Origin of the sequence: Salinispora cortesiana (assembly GCF_000484695.1) — a bacterium.
Classification (GTDB): Bacteria; Actinomycetota; Actinomycetes; order Mycobacteriales; family Micromonosporaceae; genus Micromonospora; species Micromonospora cortesiana.
The window spans coordinates 1-13,308 of record NZ_AXVR01000083.1; the positions used below are offsets into that span (position 1 = coordinate 1).

General features: G+C 70.4%; 14 protein-coding genes. 5 read left to right on the forward strand and 9 right to left on the reverse strand.

Translation table 11 applies throughout. The features are described from left to right. Positions 1-122: 122 nt before the first annotated feature. Together K228_RS29770 and K228_RS0122505 are read left to right on the forward strand one after the other, a co-directional pair. A complete protein-coding gene (locus tag K228_RS29770; RefSeq protein ID WP_025620441.1) occupies positions 123-449 on the forward strand; it encodes a hypothetical protein in 327 nt (108 codons plus the stop codon). A 551-nt stretch (positions 450-1,000) separates the two neighbouring features. Next, positions 1,001-2,839, forward strand: a complete 1,839-nt coding sequence (locus tag K228_RS0122505) for an NHL domain-containing thioredoxin family protein (RefSeq protein WP_025620442.1) — start codon at positions 1,001-1,003, stop codon at positions 2,837-2,839. Positions 2,840-2,934: 95 nt separating this feature from the next. Here the strand turns inward: K228_RS0122505 and K228_RS0122510 are convergent, their stop codons facing one another. Genes K228_RS0122510 through K228_RS0122520 form a run of 3 tightly spaced genes read right to left on the reverse strand, consistent with a single transcriptional unit; the run spans position 2,935 to position 5,265 of the window. Then, complete coding sequence (locus K228_RS0122510) at positions 2,935-3,702, reverse strand: LamB/YcsF family protein (protein ID WP_025620443.1); 768 nt, start codon at positions 3,700-3,702, stop codon at positions 2,935-2,937. Next, positions 3,677-4,591 carry a 5-oxoprolinase subunit C family protein gene (locus K228_RS0122515; RefSeq protein WP_025620444.1) on the reverse strand — a complete coding sequence of 305 codons (915 nt, stop codon included), beginning with the start codon at positions 4,589-4,591 and terminating at the stop codon, positions 3,677-3,679. Before K228_RS0122515 ends, K228_RS0122510 begins: the two co-directional genes overlap by 26 nt. Continuing rightward, entirely contained in the window at positions 4,588-5,265 is a 678-nt protein-coding gene (locus tag K228_RS0122520) for a 5-oxoprolinase subunit B family protein (RefSeq protein ID WP_025620445.1), read from the reverse strand. The genes K228_RS0122515 and K228_RS0122520 overlap by 4 nt, the downstream gene beginning before the upstream one ends. A gap of 117 nt (positions 5,266-5,382) precedes the next feature. Here K228_RS0122520 and trhA point away from each other — a divergent pair, with 117 nt between their 5' ends. Continuing rightward, positions 5,383-6,060, forward strand: a complete 678-nt coding sequence (gene trhA / locus K228_RS0122525; RefSeq protein WP_025620446.1) for a PAQR family membrane homeostasis protein TrhA — start codon at positions 5,383-5,385, stop codon at positions 6,058-6,060. A 162-nt stretch (positions 6,061-6,222) separates the two neighbouring features. Here trhA and K228_RS0122535 read toward each other — a convergent pair whose 3' ends face one another. Further along, complete coding sequence (locus K228_RS0122535; protein WP_025620447.1) at positions 6,223-6,699, reverse strand: DUF2269 family protein; 477 nt, start codon at positions 6,697-6,699, stop codon at positions 6,223-6,225. Next, positions 6,696-7,388, reverse strand: coding sequence for a DJ-1/PfpI family protein (locus K228_RS0122540; RefSeq protein WP_029723897.1), 693 nt, complete (start codon positions 7,386-7,388; stop codon positions 6,696-6,698). Before K228_RS0122540 ends, K228_RS0122535 begins: the two co-directional genes overlap by 4 nt. Positions 7,389-7,509: 121 nt before the next feature. Here K228_RS0122540 and K228_RS0122545 point away from each other — a divergent pair, with 121 nt between their 5' ends. Both K228_RS0122545 and K228_RS0122550 read left to right on the forward strand, forming a co-directional pair. Continuing rightward, positions 7,510-8,448, forward strand: a complete 939-nt coding sequence (locus K228_RS0122545) for a GlxA family transcriptional regulator (RefSeq protein ID WP_025620449.1) — start codon at positions 7,510-7,512, stop codon at positions 8,446-8,448. 121 nt (positions 8,449-8,569) lie between these two features. Next, the gene (locus K228_RS0122550) at positions 8,570-9,106 is read left to right on the forward strand and encodes a SixA phosphatase family protein (RefSeq protein ID WP_025620450.1); all 537 of its coding nucleotides are present in this window, start codon (positions 8,570-8,572) and stop codon (positions 9,104-9,106) included. A 116-nt stretch (positions 9,107-9,222) separates the two neighbouring features. Here K228_RS0122550 and K228_RS0122555 read toward each other — a convergent pair whose 3' ends face one another. The 4 genes from K228_RS0122555 to K228_RS26025 form a co-directional block, all read right to left on the reverse strand. Further along, a complete protein-coding gene (locus K228_RS0122555; RefSeq protein WP_018217865.1) occupies positions 9,223-9,492 on the reverse strand; it encodes a DUF6458 family protein in 270 nt (89 codons plus the stop codon). A gap of 227 nt (positions 9,493-9,719) precedes the next feature. Beyond that, positions 9,720-11,573 carry an acyl-CoA dehydrogenase gene (locus tag K228_RS0122560; RefSeq protein WP_025620451.1) on the reverse strand — a complete coding sequence of 618 codons (1,854 nt, stop codon included), beginning with the start codon at positions 11,571-11,573 and terminating at the stop codon, positions 9,720-9,722. Between the two features lie 82 nt (positions 11,574-11,655). Next, entirely contained in the window at positions 11,656-12,783 is a 1,128-nt protein-coding gene (locus K228_RS0122565; protein WP_025620452.1) for a PP2C family protein-serine/threonine phosphatase, read from the reverse strand. Between the two features lie 121 nt (positions 12,784-12,904). Further along, the coding region (locus tag K228_RS26025) for a septal ring lytic transglycosylase RlpA family protein (RefSeq protein ID WP_033777280.1) at positions 12,905-13,308 on the reverse strand (404 nt) is incomplete at its 5' end.

A 13,308-nucleotide genomic window follows, 5' to 3' on the forward strand; every position in this document is an offset into this window, starting at 1 on the left:
CCAGCGAACCTGCCGGTCAACCTACCTGCCTGGATGACTCAACCCACCCTCGCCGACCCCCAACCCGGACGCGTCGGCTGGCTCACCCCCGCCCAACAACGGCGAGCCAACGGAGGCCGCTGGTGAACCCCCACCACCTACCCCAACCACGACTCGGCCCCCACCCCCAACACCCCCGCCACCAAGCAGGAAACCGACCACCCCACACACCCCTACGACCCATCTGGACCTGCCGCGCCTGCGGCCACCCCTGGCCCTGCGCCGAAGCCCGCCTCCTCCTCAAAGCCGAATACGAAACCCGACAACCAAGCCTCACCATCTACCTCGCCGGACTGTGCTACGAAGCCATGCACGACCTCTACCACCTCAACCCCCACGACGGACCAAACCCCCGCGAACTATTCGACCGATTCGTCGCCTGGGGACCATTCCGACGATCGGGCTGCTGAGCATCGCGATTCGACCTCACCAACCGGGGATTTCAGTTTCTAGCCCAAGGAGCGCTATGCGGTTCATACAAAGCCTGCCCACCGCGTCATCATGGCGGAGCAGCTGACCACCCCGCAGTCCGGCTTCGCCGGTGTGGCCTACAGCGACGGTGGCCTCATCGTCTACTGGAAGGATGAGCTGACTTCCGGCATGCGCGCAGCGCTGACCCAGGCCCCCCGCTGGTGCACCGTAACCGTTAAGCCGGCGGCTAACTCCGAGGCCGAGCTACAAGCCGCTGCGCAGAAGATCATGAACGCCACGCGCGATCGGCGGGAGACAGCCGCACCGAGCCGATCACGCCCTCGCCCAGCTGATCCAGGAGGCGGAGGTGACGGTGCCGGTCACCAGCGAAGACATCACGGAACCCATCAGGCTGCTGGCCGACATCCAGGAAGCCACATCGCCCGAGGCCCCCGACCAACGCAACCCCTAGAAACGCCCGCGTCGTTTTCCGCGTCACGTTGGCTCATCCACGGGCCCACCTGCGTCGCCGCCGTGGGAGGGTTGCCCCATGGCTACCGCGCCTCGCGTCCGAGCACCCGAGCTGAAGGGCCGTCGCTGGCTGAACACCGGCGGACGAGACCTGACCCTGGCCGACCTTCGGGGCCGAATAACGGTCCTCGACTTCTGGACCTTCTGCTGCATCAACTGCCTGCACGTGCTCGACGAGCTACGCGCCATCGAGCAGAAGTACGCCGACGTACTCGTGGTCATCGGCGTCCACTCGCCCAAGTTCGAACACGAGAAGGACCCGGACGCCCTGGCCGACGCCGTCGAGCGGTACGGCGTGCACCACGCGGTGCTCGACGACCCCGAACTGGACATGTGGCAGCAGTACGCCGCCCGGGCCTGGCCGACCCTGGCCGTGATCGACCCCGAGGGGTACGTGGTGGCCACGATGGCCGGTGAGGGACATGCCGAGGGCCTGGTCCGGCTCGTGGACGACCTGATCGCCACCCACGAAGCCAAAGGCACCCTGCACCGGGGCGACGGTCCGTACGTGCCCCCCGCCGAGCCGGAGACCACGCTGCGCTTCCCCGGCAAGTCGGTCGTACTCGAAAACGGGAACCTGCTGGTGTCGGACTCGGCCCGGCACTCCCTCGCGGAACTGGCCCCCGATGGCGAGACGCTGCTGCGCCGGATCGGCACCGGCGCGCGCGGTCGGGCCGACGGGCCGGCCACGGCGGCCACCTTCGCCGAGCCGCAGGGGCTCTGCCTCCTCCCGGCTCACGTCTCCCGGCTGGTCGGCTACGACCTGGTTGTCGCGGACACCGTCAACCACCTGCTGCGCGGCGTACACCTCGGCACCGGCGAGGTGGTCACCGTCGCCGGCACCGGCCGACAGTGGCGTTCCACCGTTGATGACCACGCCCACGACGCCCTCTCGGTCGACCTCTCCTCCCCCTGGGACCTGGCCTGGTTTGACGGCCGCCTGGTGATCGCCATGGCCGGCATCCACCAGCTCTGGTGGTTCGACCCGGTGAAGCGCACCGCCGGCATGTACGCGGGCAGCACCGTCGAGGCCCGCAAGGACGGCCCGCTGGCCGAGGCGTGGCTGGCCCAGCCCTCCGGCCTGTCGGTCTCCGCCGACGGCAGCCGGCTCTGGGTGGCCGACAGCGAAACCAGCGCGGTCCGCTACGTCGAGAACGGCACCCTGACCACCGCGGTCGGGCAGGGGCTCTTCGAGTTCGGGCACGTTGACGGGCCGGCCGCGCAGGCGCTACTCCAGCATCCGCTGGGGGTCTGCGCGCTGCCGGACGGATCGGTGCTGATCGCCGACACCTACAACGGCGCGGTCCGCCGCTACGACCCGGAGTCGGACTCGGTGGGCACGGTCGCCGACGGGCTCGCCGAGCCGAGCGACCTGCTGCTCACCCCGGACGGCGGGGTGCTGGTCGTGGAGTCCGCCGCCCACCGGCTGACCCGGCTCGCGCCGGGCGCGCTCACCGCCGCCGGGGCCAGCACGGTCAACGGCCCCCGGCACCGCACCGAGCGGAGGCCGACCGAACTACGCGCCGGCGAGGTGACGCTGGAGGTCATCTTCACCCCGGCACCCGGGCAGAAGCTCGACGACAGCTACGGACCGTCCACCCGGCTGGTGGTCACGGCGTCCCCGCCGGAGCTGCTGCTGGCCGGCGCGGGCACCGGCACCGAGCTGTCCCGCCAGCTGGTGATCAACGATTCGGTCCCCGAGGGGGTGCTCCAGGTGACCGCCCAGGCGGCGACCTGCGACGCCGACGTGGCGCACGCCGCGTGCCACCTGACCCGACAGGACTGGGGCGTGCCGATCTGGGTGGTCGACGACGCCACCGACCGCCTCCCGCTGGTGCTACGCGGCATGGACGCCTGAGCCGGCGCGGGGCCCCGCGCCGGAACTGGCATGGGGTCCCGCGCCGGAACCGGCACAGGTCCCGCGCCTGGAACGTCACGGGAAGTGCGACGCGGCTACGCCCGCCCCGCACTTGCCGTGAACGGGGCGAGCGGGACCCCCGCGTCGACCAACACGGCGCGGATCAGCTCGGCGCAGCGCACCGCACCGGGGGTGTCGCCGTGTAGGCAGATCGACTCGACCGGGCAGGGAATCACCGTGCCGTCGACCGCCACCACCGCCTGCTCGGTGGCCATCCGGAGGGCCTGCTGGGCCATCTGCTCAGCGTCGGTGACCAGCGCGTCCGGGGCGCCCCGGGGCACCAGCCGACCATTGGGCTGATAGCCCCGGTCGGCGAAGCCCTCGCTGACCGCCCGCAGCCCAGCTCCGTTCGCGAGCTGGGCGAGCACCGAGCCGGACGGGCAGAGCAGGGAGAGCTGGTCGTCGTACTCGGCGACCCCGGCGACCACCGCCGCCGCCTGGGACTCGTCGTGGGTGACGGCATGGTAGAGCGCGCCGTGCGGCTTCAGGTAGCGGACCCGCGTCCCGGCGACCCGGCAGAACCCGTCGAGCGCGCCGAGCTGGTAGATGACCTCGTCGCGCAGCTCGGCGAACTCGTACGCGATGTGCCGGCGGCCGAAGCCGACCAGGTCCCGGTAGCTGACCTGGGCGCCCACCATGACTCCACGCTCGGCGGCCCCGGCGCAGACCCGGCGCATGGTGACGGCGTCGCCCGCGTGGAAGCCGCAGGCGACGTTGGCGGAGGTGACCAGGTCCAGCAGGGCGGCATCGTCGCCGAGCCGCCAGACGCCGAGGCCCTCACCGAGATCCGCGTTGAGGTCCATAGAACCTCACCGTAGTCCCTGGCCGGGCCTGTGCGAGCGGGGTCACGTCAACCACCACCCCGACAACCGGATACCCACCGGTGGTCGGATGGTCGGCGAGGAAGACCAGGGGTTGGCCGTCCGCCGGCACCTGCACCGCACCGAGTACGAGGCCCTCGCTGGGCAGCTCCCCCGACACCGCGCGGGGCAGCGGCGCCCCGGAGAGGCGAGCGCCGACGCGGTTGCTGACCGGGGTCAGGGTGTAGGCCGTACTAAACAGCAGGTCGAGTGCGGGTGGGGTGAACCAGTCGGCGCGTGGACCGAGGCGCAGCGCCAGCCGTACCTCGTCCGGGGCCGGCACGGTCGCGGTGGCATCCACCGGGGCGGGCGGCCCGGCCGGGGCACCGACGGGGAGCCGGTCGCCGTCGTGCAGCGGGGGTGGGCCGAGCCCGGAGAGGGTGTCCGTGGCCCGGCTGCCGAGCACCGGTTCGACGGCGATCCCGCCGGCGACGGCGAGCCAGGACCGCAGCCCGGTGCGGGACGGACCGACCCGTACCGCCGCGCCCGCCGGGACCGCGAGCGGCCGCCCCACGTCGCCGGGACGCGCACCGACCTGGACGGGAGCGTCCGCCCCCGTGATCGCGACGGTGGTGGCGCGGTGAAACCGCAGCTCGCACCCGGTCAGGGTGATCTCCAGACCGGCGGTGCTCTCCGGGTTGCCGACCAGCCGGTTGGCCAGCCGGAGCGCGCCCGGGTCGAGGGCACCGGAGCGCGGTACGCCGAGGTGCGCCCAGCCGGGCCGGCCGAGATCCTGCACGGTGGTGAGAATGCCGGCCCGCAGCACCTCGACCACATCGCCGCTGCCGGGCACGTTGGGCGACTTCGGCCCGACGGGCTGGGTGCCGGTCATGCCGGGACCAGCCGCACCCGGGTGCCGGGCGTGAGCCGGGCCGGCGGGTCGGTGTGCACGTCGAACAGGGGCAGGTCGGTGTGGCCGACGAGCAGCCAGCCGCCGGGCGAGGCGGTCGGATAGATCCCGGCGTACGGACCGGCCAGCGCGACGGAGCCGGCCGGGACCCGGGGGCGCGGGGTCGGCAGCCGGGGCACGGCCAGCCCGGCGGGCAACCCGGTCAGGTACGCGAAGCCGGGCGCGAAACCGCAGAAGGCCACCCGGAACTCGGTGCCGATGAGCCGGCGTACGACGGTCGGCACGGCGACCTCCCAGTAGCCGGCGACCATCGGCAGGTCCGCCCCGTCGTAGCGCACCGGAACCTCGACAGCGCCGGCGCTTCCCCTGCCGGTGCTCGTGCCAGCAGTGCCGGCGCCGACGGTGCTGGTGCTCGTGGCGGCGGTGCCGGTGCCAGCCGTGCCGGGGGGCGGGTTCCAGGTGCCGAGGAGTGCGGCGGTGTGGGCCGGGTCGGCGAGGCCGTCGAGCAGCACGGTGCGGGCCGCCGGGATGATCTCGACGGCGTCCAGATGCCCCTCTTCCCGGCGTCGCCACAGCTCGGCTCGCCACGCCTCCACCTGGTCGGCGTCGGAACAGTCGAGCAGCAGGGCGTGTGCTCCGACCGGCCGGATCCGCATCCCGCTATCTTTCCGGACCAGGCCGAGTTCCGAAACGAGCCAGGTTCCGGAGCGGCCCCGGTTAACGTGACCATCGGCACTACCACCAGGTAACCTACGGCGTCGTAACCTGTTGGCGTGACCACCTCCGCACCAACCCGCCTCAAGCCGACCGACCTCGGCAAACCTCGGATGCGCGGCTGGCTGCACGCGTACGCGTTCTTCGTCGCCGTCGTCTGCGGGATCGTCCTCTGTTCCATCGCCGCTGCCCGGTCCGGCTGGTCGCCACTGGTCAGCACCCTGATCTACAGCCTGACCGTCTGCGGGCTCTTCGGCACCAGCGGGCTCTACCACCGGCGGGTGTGGTCAGAGCGAGGCTTCCAGGTCATGCGGCGGATGGACCACTCGATGATCTTTGTCTTCATCGCTGGTACATACACGCCGTTCTGCGTCCTGCTGCTGGAGCCCCGACCGGCGACGATCATGCTCGCACTGGTGTGGGGCGGCGCGCTCGGGGGCGTGGCGCTCAAGCTCATCTGGCCGCACGCCCCGCGCTGGGTCTCCGCGCCGCTCTACCTGGCGCTCGGCTGGGTCGCGGTGGCGATGCTGCCGGACATCCTCCATGCGGGCGGGGTGACCGCCCTGGTCCTGCTGATCGTCGGCGGCGCGATCTACAGCATCGGCGCGGTCAGCTACGCCCTGCGCCGACCCAACCCGTGGCCCACCGTCTTCGGGCACCACGAGTTCTTTCACGCCTGCACCCTGGTCGCCGCGATCTGTCACCACATCGCGATCTACTTCGCCCTCTTCGCCTAGCAGCGCGTCGCCAGATCGCTGTCACCAAGCAATCGGAGCGGGTTCGACTATGTTGGTTTCTGGTATTTCATGGCGTGGTGACCCCTTACGGGGTGAACAGGAGCATCGGCGCGAGGGTGGCCAGTTCGACTGGGCCGATGACCGCAGCAGGTGACGGGGGGCTCATAGTCCGACCCCCGTCGTCGATCCCGGCCGATAGATCATCAGAACCACCACGATCGCCCAGAGCAGGTTGAAAATTCCGGCGTGCATGCCCAGGCGAGGGACGACCCGGGCGAGGTCCGCGGGTTCCGCACCCACATCAAGGCAGCGCAGAGTGCGACGCTGGCCGGGCAGGACGACGCCGATGAGCATCGCGCCGGCACCGGCGGTGAGAACAATGGACACAATCAGCCACGCGTCACCGAGGACACCGATACTGGCGCCGGTAGCGAGCCCGCACACGGGAACGAGTACGCCAATCACGGCGTAGTTACGGGTGATCCGATGTAGGACGCGTACGACGGCATCGCGGTGGGGATCGGTTGACCTGTCGAGTGCGAGTCGCGCGAAGCGCGGAAACATGCTTGCGGTGACAGCGACTGGGCCGATGGTGAGGATCGCGGCCAGGACGTGGACCGACAGCAGGAGGGCGCTCATGCCCGCACCCGCTGCCCGCTGACAGGTGTGCGGAACAGGCCTCCGGCAGGCGCTTTCCAGGTGGTACCGCGGCGCTCAAACTCGAAGAGATCCTCGACGGCACGGGCAGCAGCGCAGCCGAAATCACGTTCGAGCAGGTAGAGAGCTACGTCGACACCGGACAGGACACCGCCGCCGGTGACGAGATCACCGTCGTCAACGACCCGCGCCCGGACCGCGTTCACGCCGATGGATTCCAATCGATCGATGCCGAGGTGGTGGGTGGTGGCTGTTCTCCCCTCCAGCAGGCCCGCCATGGCGAGCGCGAGCCCGCCGCCGCAGACGGCGACGACGGTGACCCGCGGCGCGGCGAGAGCCCGGGCGACGAGTGCCATCACCGGACTTCCGGCGAACCGGCCGAGCAGCGCGGGAACGGTCAGCTCGCCTGCCTCCGGATTGCCGTCGACGGGCCCGGACGCACCCGGAACGATGACGTAGCCGGGCACCTCCGGCTCCAACGCGGCGCTGGCGGGGAGGGAGAGGCCGGCGGCTCCCGACGGGATGCTGTCCCGTCCCGACTCGCTCACCAGCACACATTCGAGTACGCCTCCGAGGGCGGCGCTGCCCGCGGAAAGCACCTCGAGTGGAGCGATGACATCGAGCAGATCGAAGCCGTCGAAGAGCACGAACTGGGCGCGAAGCGTAGGCATCGGTAGTCCCCTCACGTGTAGGTGCACTCCATGGTTGGGCAGCCGCGCACCTCCCGACAGTGGCTACTAAGCCATGTGACGCCTTAATCCCGCCAGGGTCAGAAAGGCCTATCATGCAGGTATGTATATGGTCGTCGTGCTCGCTCTGCCGGATGTGATTGCCTTTGATCTGGCCACCCCGGTTGAGACGTTCGGACGTGTCCGCCTGCCGGACGGCCGGCCGGGGTACCGGGTCCTCGTCGCAGGGCCCGATGATGTCGTTGACGCCGGGCCGGTGCGGCTGGCAGTCAGCGAGCAGCTGGATGCGCTCGATCGCGCCGACCTGGTCTTGGTGCCCGGCCGTAACGACCCCTTGCGGCCCTCCCCGCCCTCGGTGCTCACAGCCCTGCGTGCGGCCGCGGCCAAGGGCACTCGCGTCGCCTCCATCTGCGTCGGAGCATTCACGCTGGCAGAGGCGGGACTACTCGACAATCTGAGGGCCACGACCCACTGGCTCGCCGCGGAACAACTTGCGCGCAAACACCCGTCGATCCAGGTGGACCCGGATGTGCTCTACATCGACAACGGCAGCATTCTCACCTCTGCCGGTGCCGCGTCCGGACTGGACCTGTGCCTGCATGTGATTCACACCGACTACGGCGCGGCGGTGGCCGCGGACGCGGCACGCCTGGCCGTGGCCCCACTGCATCGAGGCGGCGGACAGGCGCAGTACATCCTGCGGAACCGCCAGCCCCTGCGCACCTCGGCCCTCGAACCCGTCCTCGCCTGGATCGAGGCCAACGCGCATCGGGCCCTCACGCTCGCCGACCTCGCCGCCGCCGCGAACATGAGCACACGCACCCTGACCAGGCGATTCGCCGTCGAGACCAGACAGAGCCCGATGCAATGGGTAGCCGGTGTCCGGATTCGCCACGCCCAGGAGCTCCTGGAAACCACCGACTACACAATCGACCGCGTAGCAAACCAAACCGGATTCACCACCACGAGCAACTTTCGTGCGCAATTCCAGGAGGTCGTCGGCACCACGCCAGGCGCCTATCGCAGAACCTTCCGAGTGTGAGGCGAGCAGCGTTCGGCCGATTCACATCGAGGAGTTCGGTGCACTGTTCAACAGCAGAACACCGCCGACACAGCATCGACGTACCCGGGCGGCCGGATCGCCGATCAGGCAAGCTGGGGGCATGACGGACGCGCACGCCCAAAACCGCACACTGGTGTTGCTCCGGCACGCGAAGGCAGAACCCCCCGGCGACCAGCCGGACGTGGACCGGCCGCTGACGGCGCGGGGACGAGCGGACGCGGCGGCGGCCGGCGCCTGGCTGGCCCACCACGGGCTTCTCCCAGACGTGGTGATCTGCTCCTCGGCCCGCCGCACCCGGGAAACCTGGCACGGCGTGGCGATGGGAATGACCGGAGCGCCACCGGAGGGCGGCTCCGCGGGCCCGGCGCCCGAGGTGCACTACGCCGACGACGCGTACGAGGCGCATCCGGCGGATCTGCTGGCCCTGGTGCGCCGGGTCGAACCGACCGCCCGGACGGTGTTGCTGATCGCCCACAACCCCGGCGTGTCGCAGCTGTCGATACTGCTCGACTCCGAGCAGGCGGACCGGGACCCGCAACGGACCAGCCAGGCCGTCGTGCACCGCACGACGGCGGAGTGGGCCGACCTCGGCCGCCGGGACACCGTCATCACCGCTGAGCACACCGCCCGCGGCTGAGCCGCCGGGCCGAGCCGCTGGGCGGGGCCGTGCGTTGAGGCGCCCGTCGGTTTGAGCTCGCTAGGTTGAACCCGCCGGGTTAGCCGCCGCCAGGTCGCGACGGCTCACCTCGCCGCTCAGGACGGCGGCGCTGTCGGCGGCGGTGGGTCCGGCGGCGGTGGCATCATCGCGGTCGGATGCGACAGCCGGTTCTCCTCCACGATCAGCGTCCGCGCCCGCTTGCGCCGGTCCTGCCAGAACCACACCGTGGTGAGGAGGACTGCCAGCCCGGCCAGGATGAAGACCCAGCCGACCGCACGCAGGTCAACCCACCAGACGTTGGCCCGGACCGCGAAGGTGAGGATCGCCCCGAGGGCGATCAGGAAAATACCGCTACCAATGCCCATGTGCGCTGCACTCCCCCGTGCGATGGCTTCTGGGCGTTCTCTGCCTGACCTGATGCCGGTTACCCGCCGCCGCCGGGTGCTACCCCTGCCCGGGCCGGTAACCCGCCCGGAGGCCGGTTGATGTTCGGCGTGAGCAGCGACAACCAGCGCGACGGCCGGCGGGTCACCCCGCCGGCCGTCGATTCTGCCGGGTCTGCCCCCGGATCAGCCCTGCCCTTCGAAACGGGTCAGAACGCCTCCTCCGGGAGGTCCATGACGCTCAGGTCGACGTTCTCGATGATGCGCCGATCGGCACCGATGCGGGGCAGCACCTCGCGGGCGAAGAACCGGGCCGCGGCCACCTTGCCGGTGTAGAAGTCCCGGTCGGTGCCGGCGTCACCGGCGAGCGCGGTCAGCGCCACGTCGGCCTGCCGCTGGAGTAGCCAGCCCACCACCAGGTCACCGATGGCGAGCAGGAACCGGCGGCTGCCCAGGCCGACCTTGTAGAGCGCCCGGGTCTCGCCACCCTGCGCCTCCCCCAGCCAGCCGGTCAGCGTGCCGAGGATGCTCTGAATCTCGCCGAGAGCACGGCCGAGCGCCTGCCGCTCTTCCTTGAGCTGACCGTTGCCGCCCTCGGCGGCGATGAACTCCTGAATCTCGCCGGCGACCGCCATCAGGGCCTTGCCGTTGTCCCGGACGACCTTGCGGAAGATCAGGTCGAGGCTCTGGATCGCCGTGGTGCCCTCGTACAGGGTGTCGATCTTGGCGTCCCGGATGTACTGCTCCAGCGGGTAGTCCTGGAGGAAGCCGGAGCCACCGAAGGTCTGCAGGGACTCGTGGCCGAGCAGCTCGTACGCCCGCTCCGAGCCGACCCCCTTGACCAGCGGCAGCAGCAGGTCGTTGACCCGCTTGGCCAGCTTGACGGTCTTCTCGTCGCCGGCCGCCTCGGCGATGGCGACCTTGTCCTGCCAGGTCGCGGTGTAGCAGACCAGGGCCCGCAGCCCCTCGGCGTACGACTTCTGCAGCAGCAGCGAACGGCGTACGTCCGGGTGGTGGGTGATCGTGACCCGGGGAGCGCTCTTGTCGGTCATCTGGGTCAGGTCGGCGCCCTGCACCCGGCTCTTGGCGTACTCGAGTGCGTTCAGGTAGCCGGTGGAGAGGGTGGCGATCGCCTTCGTACCGACCATCATCCGGGCGTACTCGATGATCATGAACATCTGCCGGATGCCATCGTGCTTCTCACCCAGCAGCCAGCCCTGAGCCGGCACGCCGTGCTCGCCGAAGGTCAGCTCGCAGGTGTTCGAGACCTTCAGACCCATCTTGTGCTCGACGTTGGTGGCGAAGACGCCGTTGCGCTCGCCCAGCTCGCCGGTCTCCTCGTTGAAGTGGTACTTCGGCACCACAAAGAGGGAGAGACCCTTGGTGCCCGGGCCGCCCACGCCCTCGACCCCGACCGGTCGGGCCAGCACATAGTGGACAATGTTGTCGCTGAGGTCGTGCTCCCCGGAGGTGATGAAGCGCTTGACGCCCTCGATGTGCCACGAGCCGTCCGGCTGCGGGATGGCGCGGGCGCGGCCGGCGCCGACATCCGAGCCGGCGTCCGCCTCGGTCAGCACCATCGTGGAGCCCCAGCCCTGGTCGATGAAGAGCTTGGCCCACTTCCGCTGCTGCTCGGTGCCCTCGACGTGCAGGACGTGCGCGAACGAAGGGCCGGAGGCGTACATCCAGACCGCGGCATTGGAGCCCAACACCAGCTCGGCCAGCGACCACCAGAGGGCGCGGGGTGCATTGCTACCGCCGAGCGCCTCGGGCAGGTCCAGCCGCCAGAACTCGGCGTCAATAAACCGGCGGTACGACTTCTTGAACGACTCTGGCAGCGGCGCGGTGTGCGTCGCCGGATCGAAGACCGGCGGGTTGCGGTCGCTGTCCGTGTAGCTGGCTGCCAGGTCTTCCCGGGTCAGGCGGTCGACCTCGGCGAGGAAGCTACGGGCGGTGTCGACATCCAGCTCTGTGTAGGGAGCCTGGCTGAACGCCCGGTCCGCCCCGAACACCTCGAACAGGTTGAACTCAAGGTCCCGAAGGTTGCTCTTGTAGTGGGTCATGGTCGCTGGCCCCGCTTCCGGACGCGTGTTACCGATCAGTAACCCTGACTGTATTACTCACGGGTAGGCAACGACAAGCCCTTCACCCCTCCGCCGTGCCAACCTCCCAACTCGGCACGGCCACCGAACCCCCGGACCGGGTACCGGTGTACTCCATCAGGACCAGCGCGATGTCGTCGTCGAGCCGGTCATACACCCACTCGACCAGCGCCGCCTCCAGGGACGCCAGCCCGTCGGCGACGGTGCCGTGCCCGAGCAACCGCCAAGCCCGGTCGGCGGTCGGGAAAAACTCGCCGTCCCGCCGAGCCTCGCCGAGCCCGTCGGTAAACAACAGCAGCCGGTCGCCCGGCTCCAACCGCTCCACCCGGGCCCGCACCGCCGGCATGAACCCCAGCGGCGGAGCCGGCGCGGGCGGCTCCAACGCGATCACCGCACCCCGGCGCAACAACAGCGGCGCCGGATGTCCGCAGTTCACGATGGTCAGGGTGCCACCCCGCTCCTCGACCAGAACCGCGGTCACGAAGTCCTCGTCACCTCCGCTCCGGGCCACCGCCCGGTCCAGGTCCGCAACGACCGCCCGCAGGTCGGCCCGCTCGTATGCCACATGCCGGTAGGAGCCCAACACGATGCTGGCCAACCGGACCGCGTCCAGGCCCTTACCCCGAACATCACCCATGATCATGCGTACGCCGTACGGCGTGTCCAGGGCCTCGTACAGGTCACCGCCGATCTCCGCGGTGGCGGTGGAGGAGATGTATTGGGCGGCGATGGCCAGGGAGCCGACCTGCGGACCGAGCGGACGGAGTACCGCCTGCTGAGCCACCGTGGCGAGCCTCGACAACTCCTCGATCCGCTCGGTCTGCCGCTGCCGTATCGACGCCATGGTGGCCGCCAACGCGGCGCCCAGGGCGATGCCAGCCACCGCGACCGCGGCCGCCAGTGAACCGACCCCCTCGGCCAGCGCGAAGCCGACGCCAAGGCAGACGGCCCCGACTCCCACGCCCAGCACCACCTGCCAGGAGGCCAGGGCGGCGGCCAGGAACGGGGCAGCGATCAGCAGAGCAATGTAGTTGGCCCCGCGGCCGTCGGCGCTCTCCAGCGCCGAGACGATTACGAGCAGGGCAAGGGCCGCGCCGAGGCCGGCGCGGGATCCGGGGCCCAGTGGGCCGCGGCCCAGCTGGGAAAGCTGTGTGCGTACGAGGGACAGCATGCCTGATGGACAGTGGTCGTTGAATGAACCTGACCTGACATCTGAGGCGGTTCTGGCTGTGCGGGTCACCCTGGGAAGCCGTTCGCGGCTGGCGGCTGGCGGCTGGCGGCTGGCGGCTGGCTCAGCCCAACACCTCGTACCGAACCTCGACGTGCCCCGCGCTCAGCGGGGCGATCACGGCGAAGGCCGCCTGGGACAGGTCGATGCAGCGCCCCGTGATGAACGGACCCCGGTCGTTGATCCGCACGGTCACCGACGTGCTGGTAACCGGGTTGGTGACCCGCACCATCGTGTCAAACGGCAGGGTCTTGTGGGCGGCGGTCATCGCCGACGGGTCAAAGACCTCCCCGCTTGCCGTGAGCTGCCCCTCGGAGTAGTAGGAGGCGCCGCAGGAACCGGCCTCCACCACGGTCGGGGCGGTGCTGGTCGGCGTCGGGGCGGCGCTGGTCGACGTCGGGGCGGCGCTGGTCGACGTCGGGGCGGCGCTGGTCGACGTCGGGGCGGCGCTGGTCGACGTCGGGGCGG

Excerpts from the sequence above, each read along its gene's own strand:
- K228_RS0122540 (WP_029723897.1), bottom strand. The coding sequence starts at position 7,388 with ATGCCTACGCTTCGCGCCCAGTTCGTGCTCTTCGACGGCTTCGATCTG.
- K228_RS0122510 (WP_025620443.1), bottom strand. The coding sequence starts at position 3,702 with ATGGACCTCAACGCGGATCTCGGTGAGGGCCTCGGCGTCTGGCGGCTC.
- K228_RS0122535 (WP_025620447.1), bottom strand. The coding sequence starts at position 6,699 with ATGAGCGCCCTCCTGCTGTCGGTCCACGTCCTGGCCGCGATCCTCACC.
- K228_RS0122505 (WP_025620442.1), top strand. The coding sequence starts at position 1,001 with ATGGCTACCGCGCCTCGCGTCCGAGCACCCGAGCTGAAGGGCCGTCGC.
- K228_RS0122520 (WP_025620445.1), bottom strand. The coding sequence starts at position 5,265 with ATGCGGATCCGGCCGGTCGGAGCACACGCCCTGCTGCTCGACTGTTCC.
- K228_RS0122560 (WP_025620451.1), bottom strand. The coding sequence starts at position 11,573 with ATGACCCACTACAAGAGCAACCTTCGGGACCTTGAGTTCAACCTGTTC.
- K228_RS0122555 (WP_018217865.1), bottom strand. The coding sequence starts at position 9,492 with ATGGGCATTGGTAGCGGTATTTTCCTGATCGCCCTCGGGGCGATCCTC.
- K228_RS0122515 (WP_025620444.1), bottom strand. The coding sequence starts at position 4,591 with ATGACCGGCACCCAGCCCGTCGGGCCGAAGTCGCCCAACGTGCCCGGC.
- K228_RS0122545 (WP_025620449.1), top strand. The coding sequence starts at position 7,510 with ATGTATATGGTCGTCGTGCTCGCTCTGCCGGATGTGATTGCCTTTGAT.
- K228_RS0122550 (WP_025620450.1), top strand. The coding sequence starts at position 8,570 with ATGACGGACGCGCACGCCCAAAACCGCACACTGGTGTTGCTCCGGCAC.
- K228_RS0122565 (WP_025620452.1), bottom strand. The coding sequence starts at position 12,783 with ATGCTGTCCCTCGTACGCACACAGCTTTCCCAGCTGGGCCGCGGCCCA.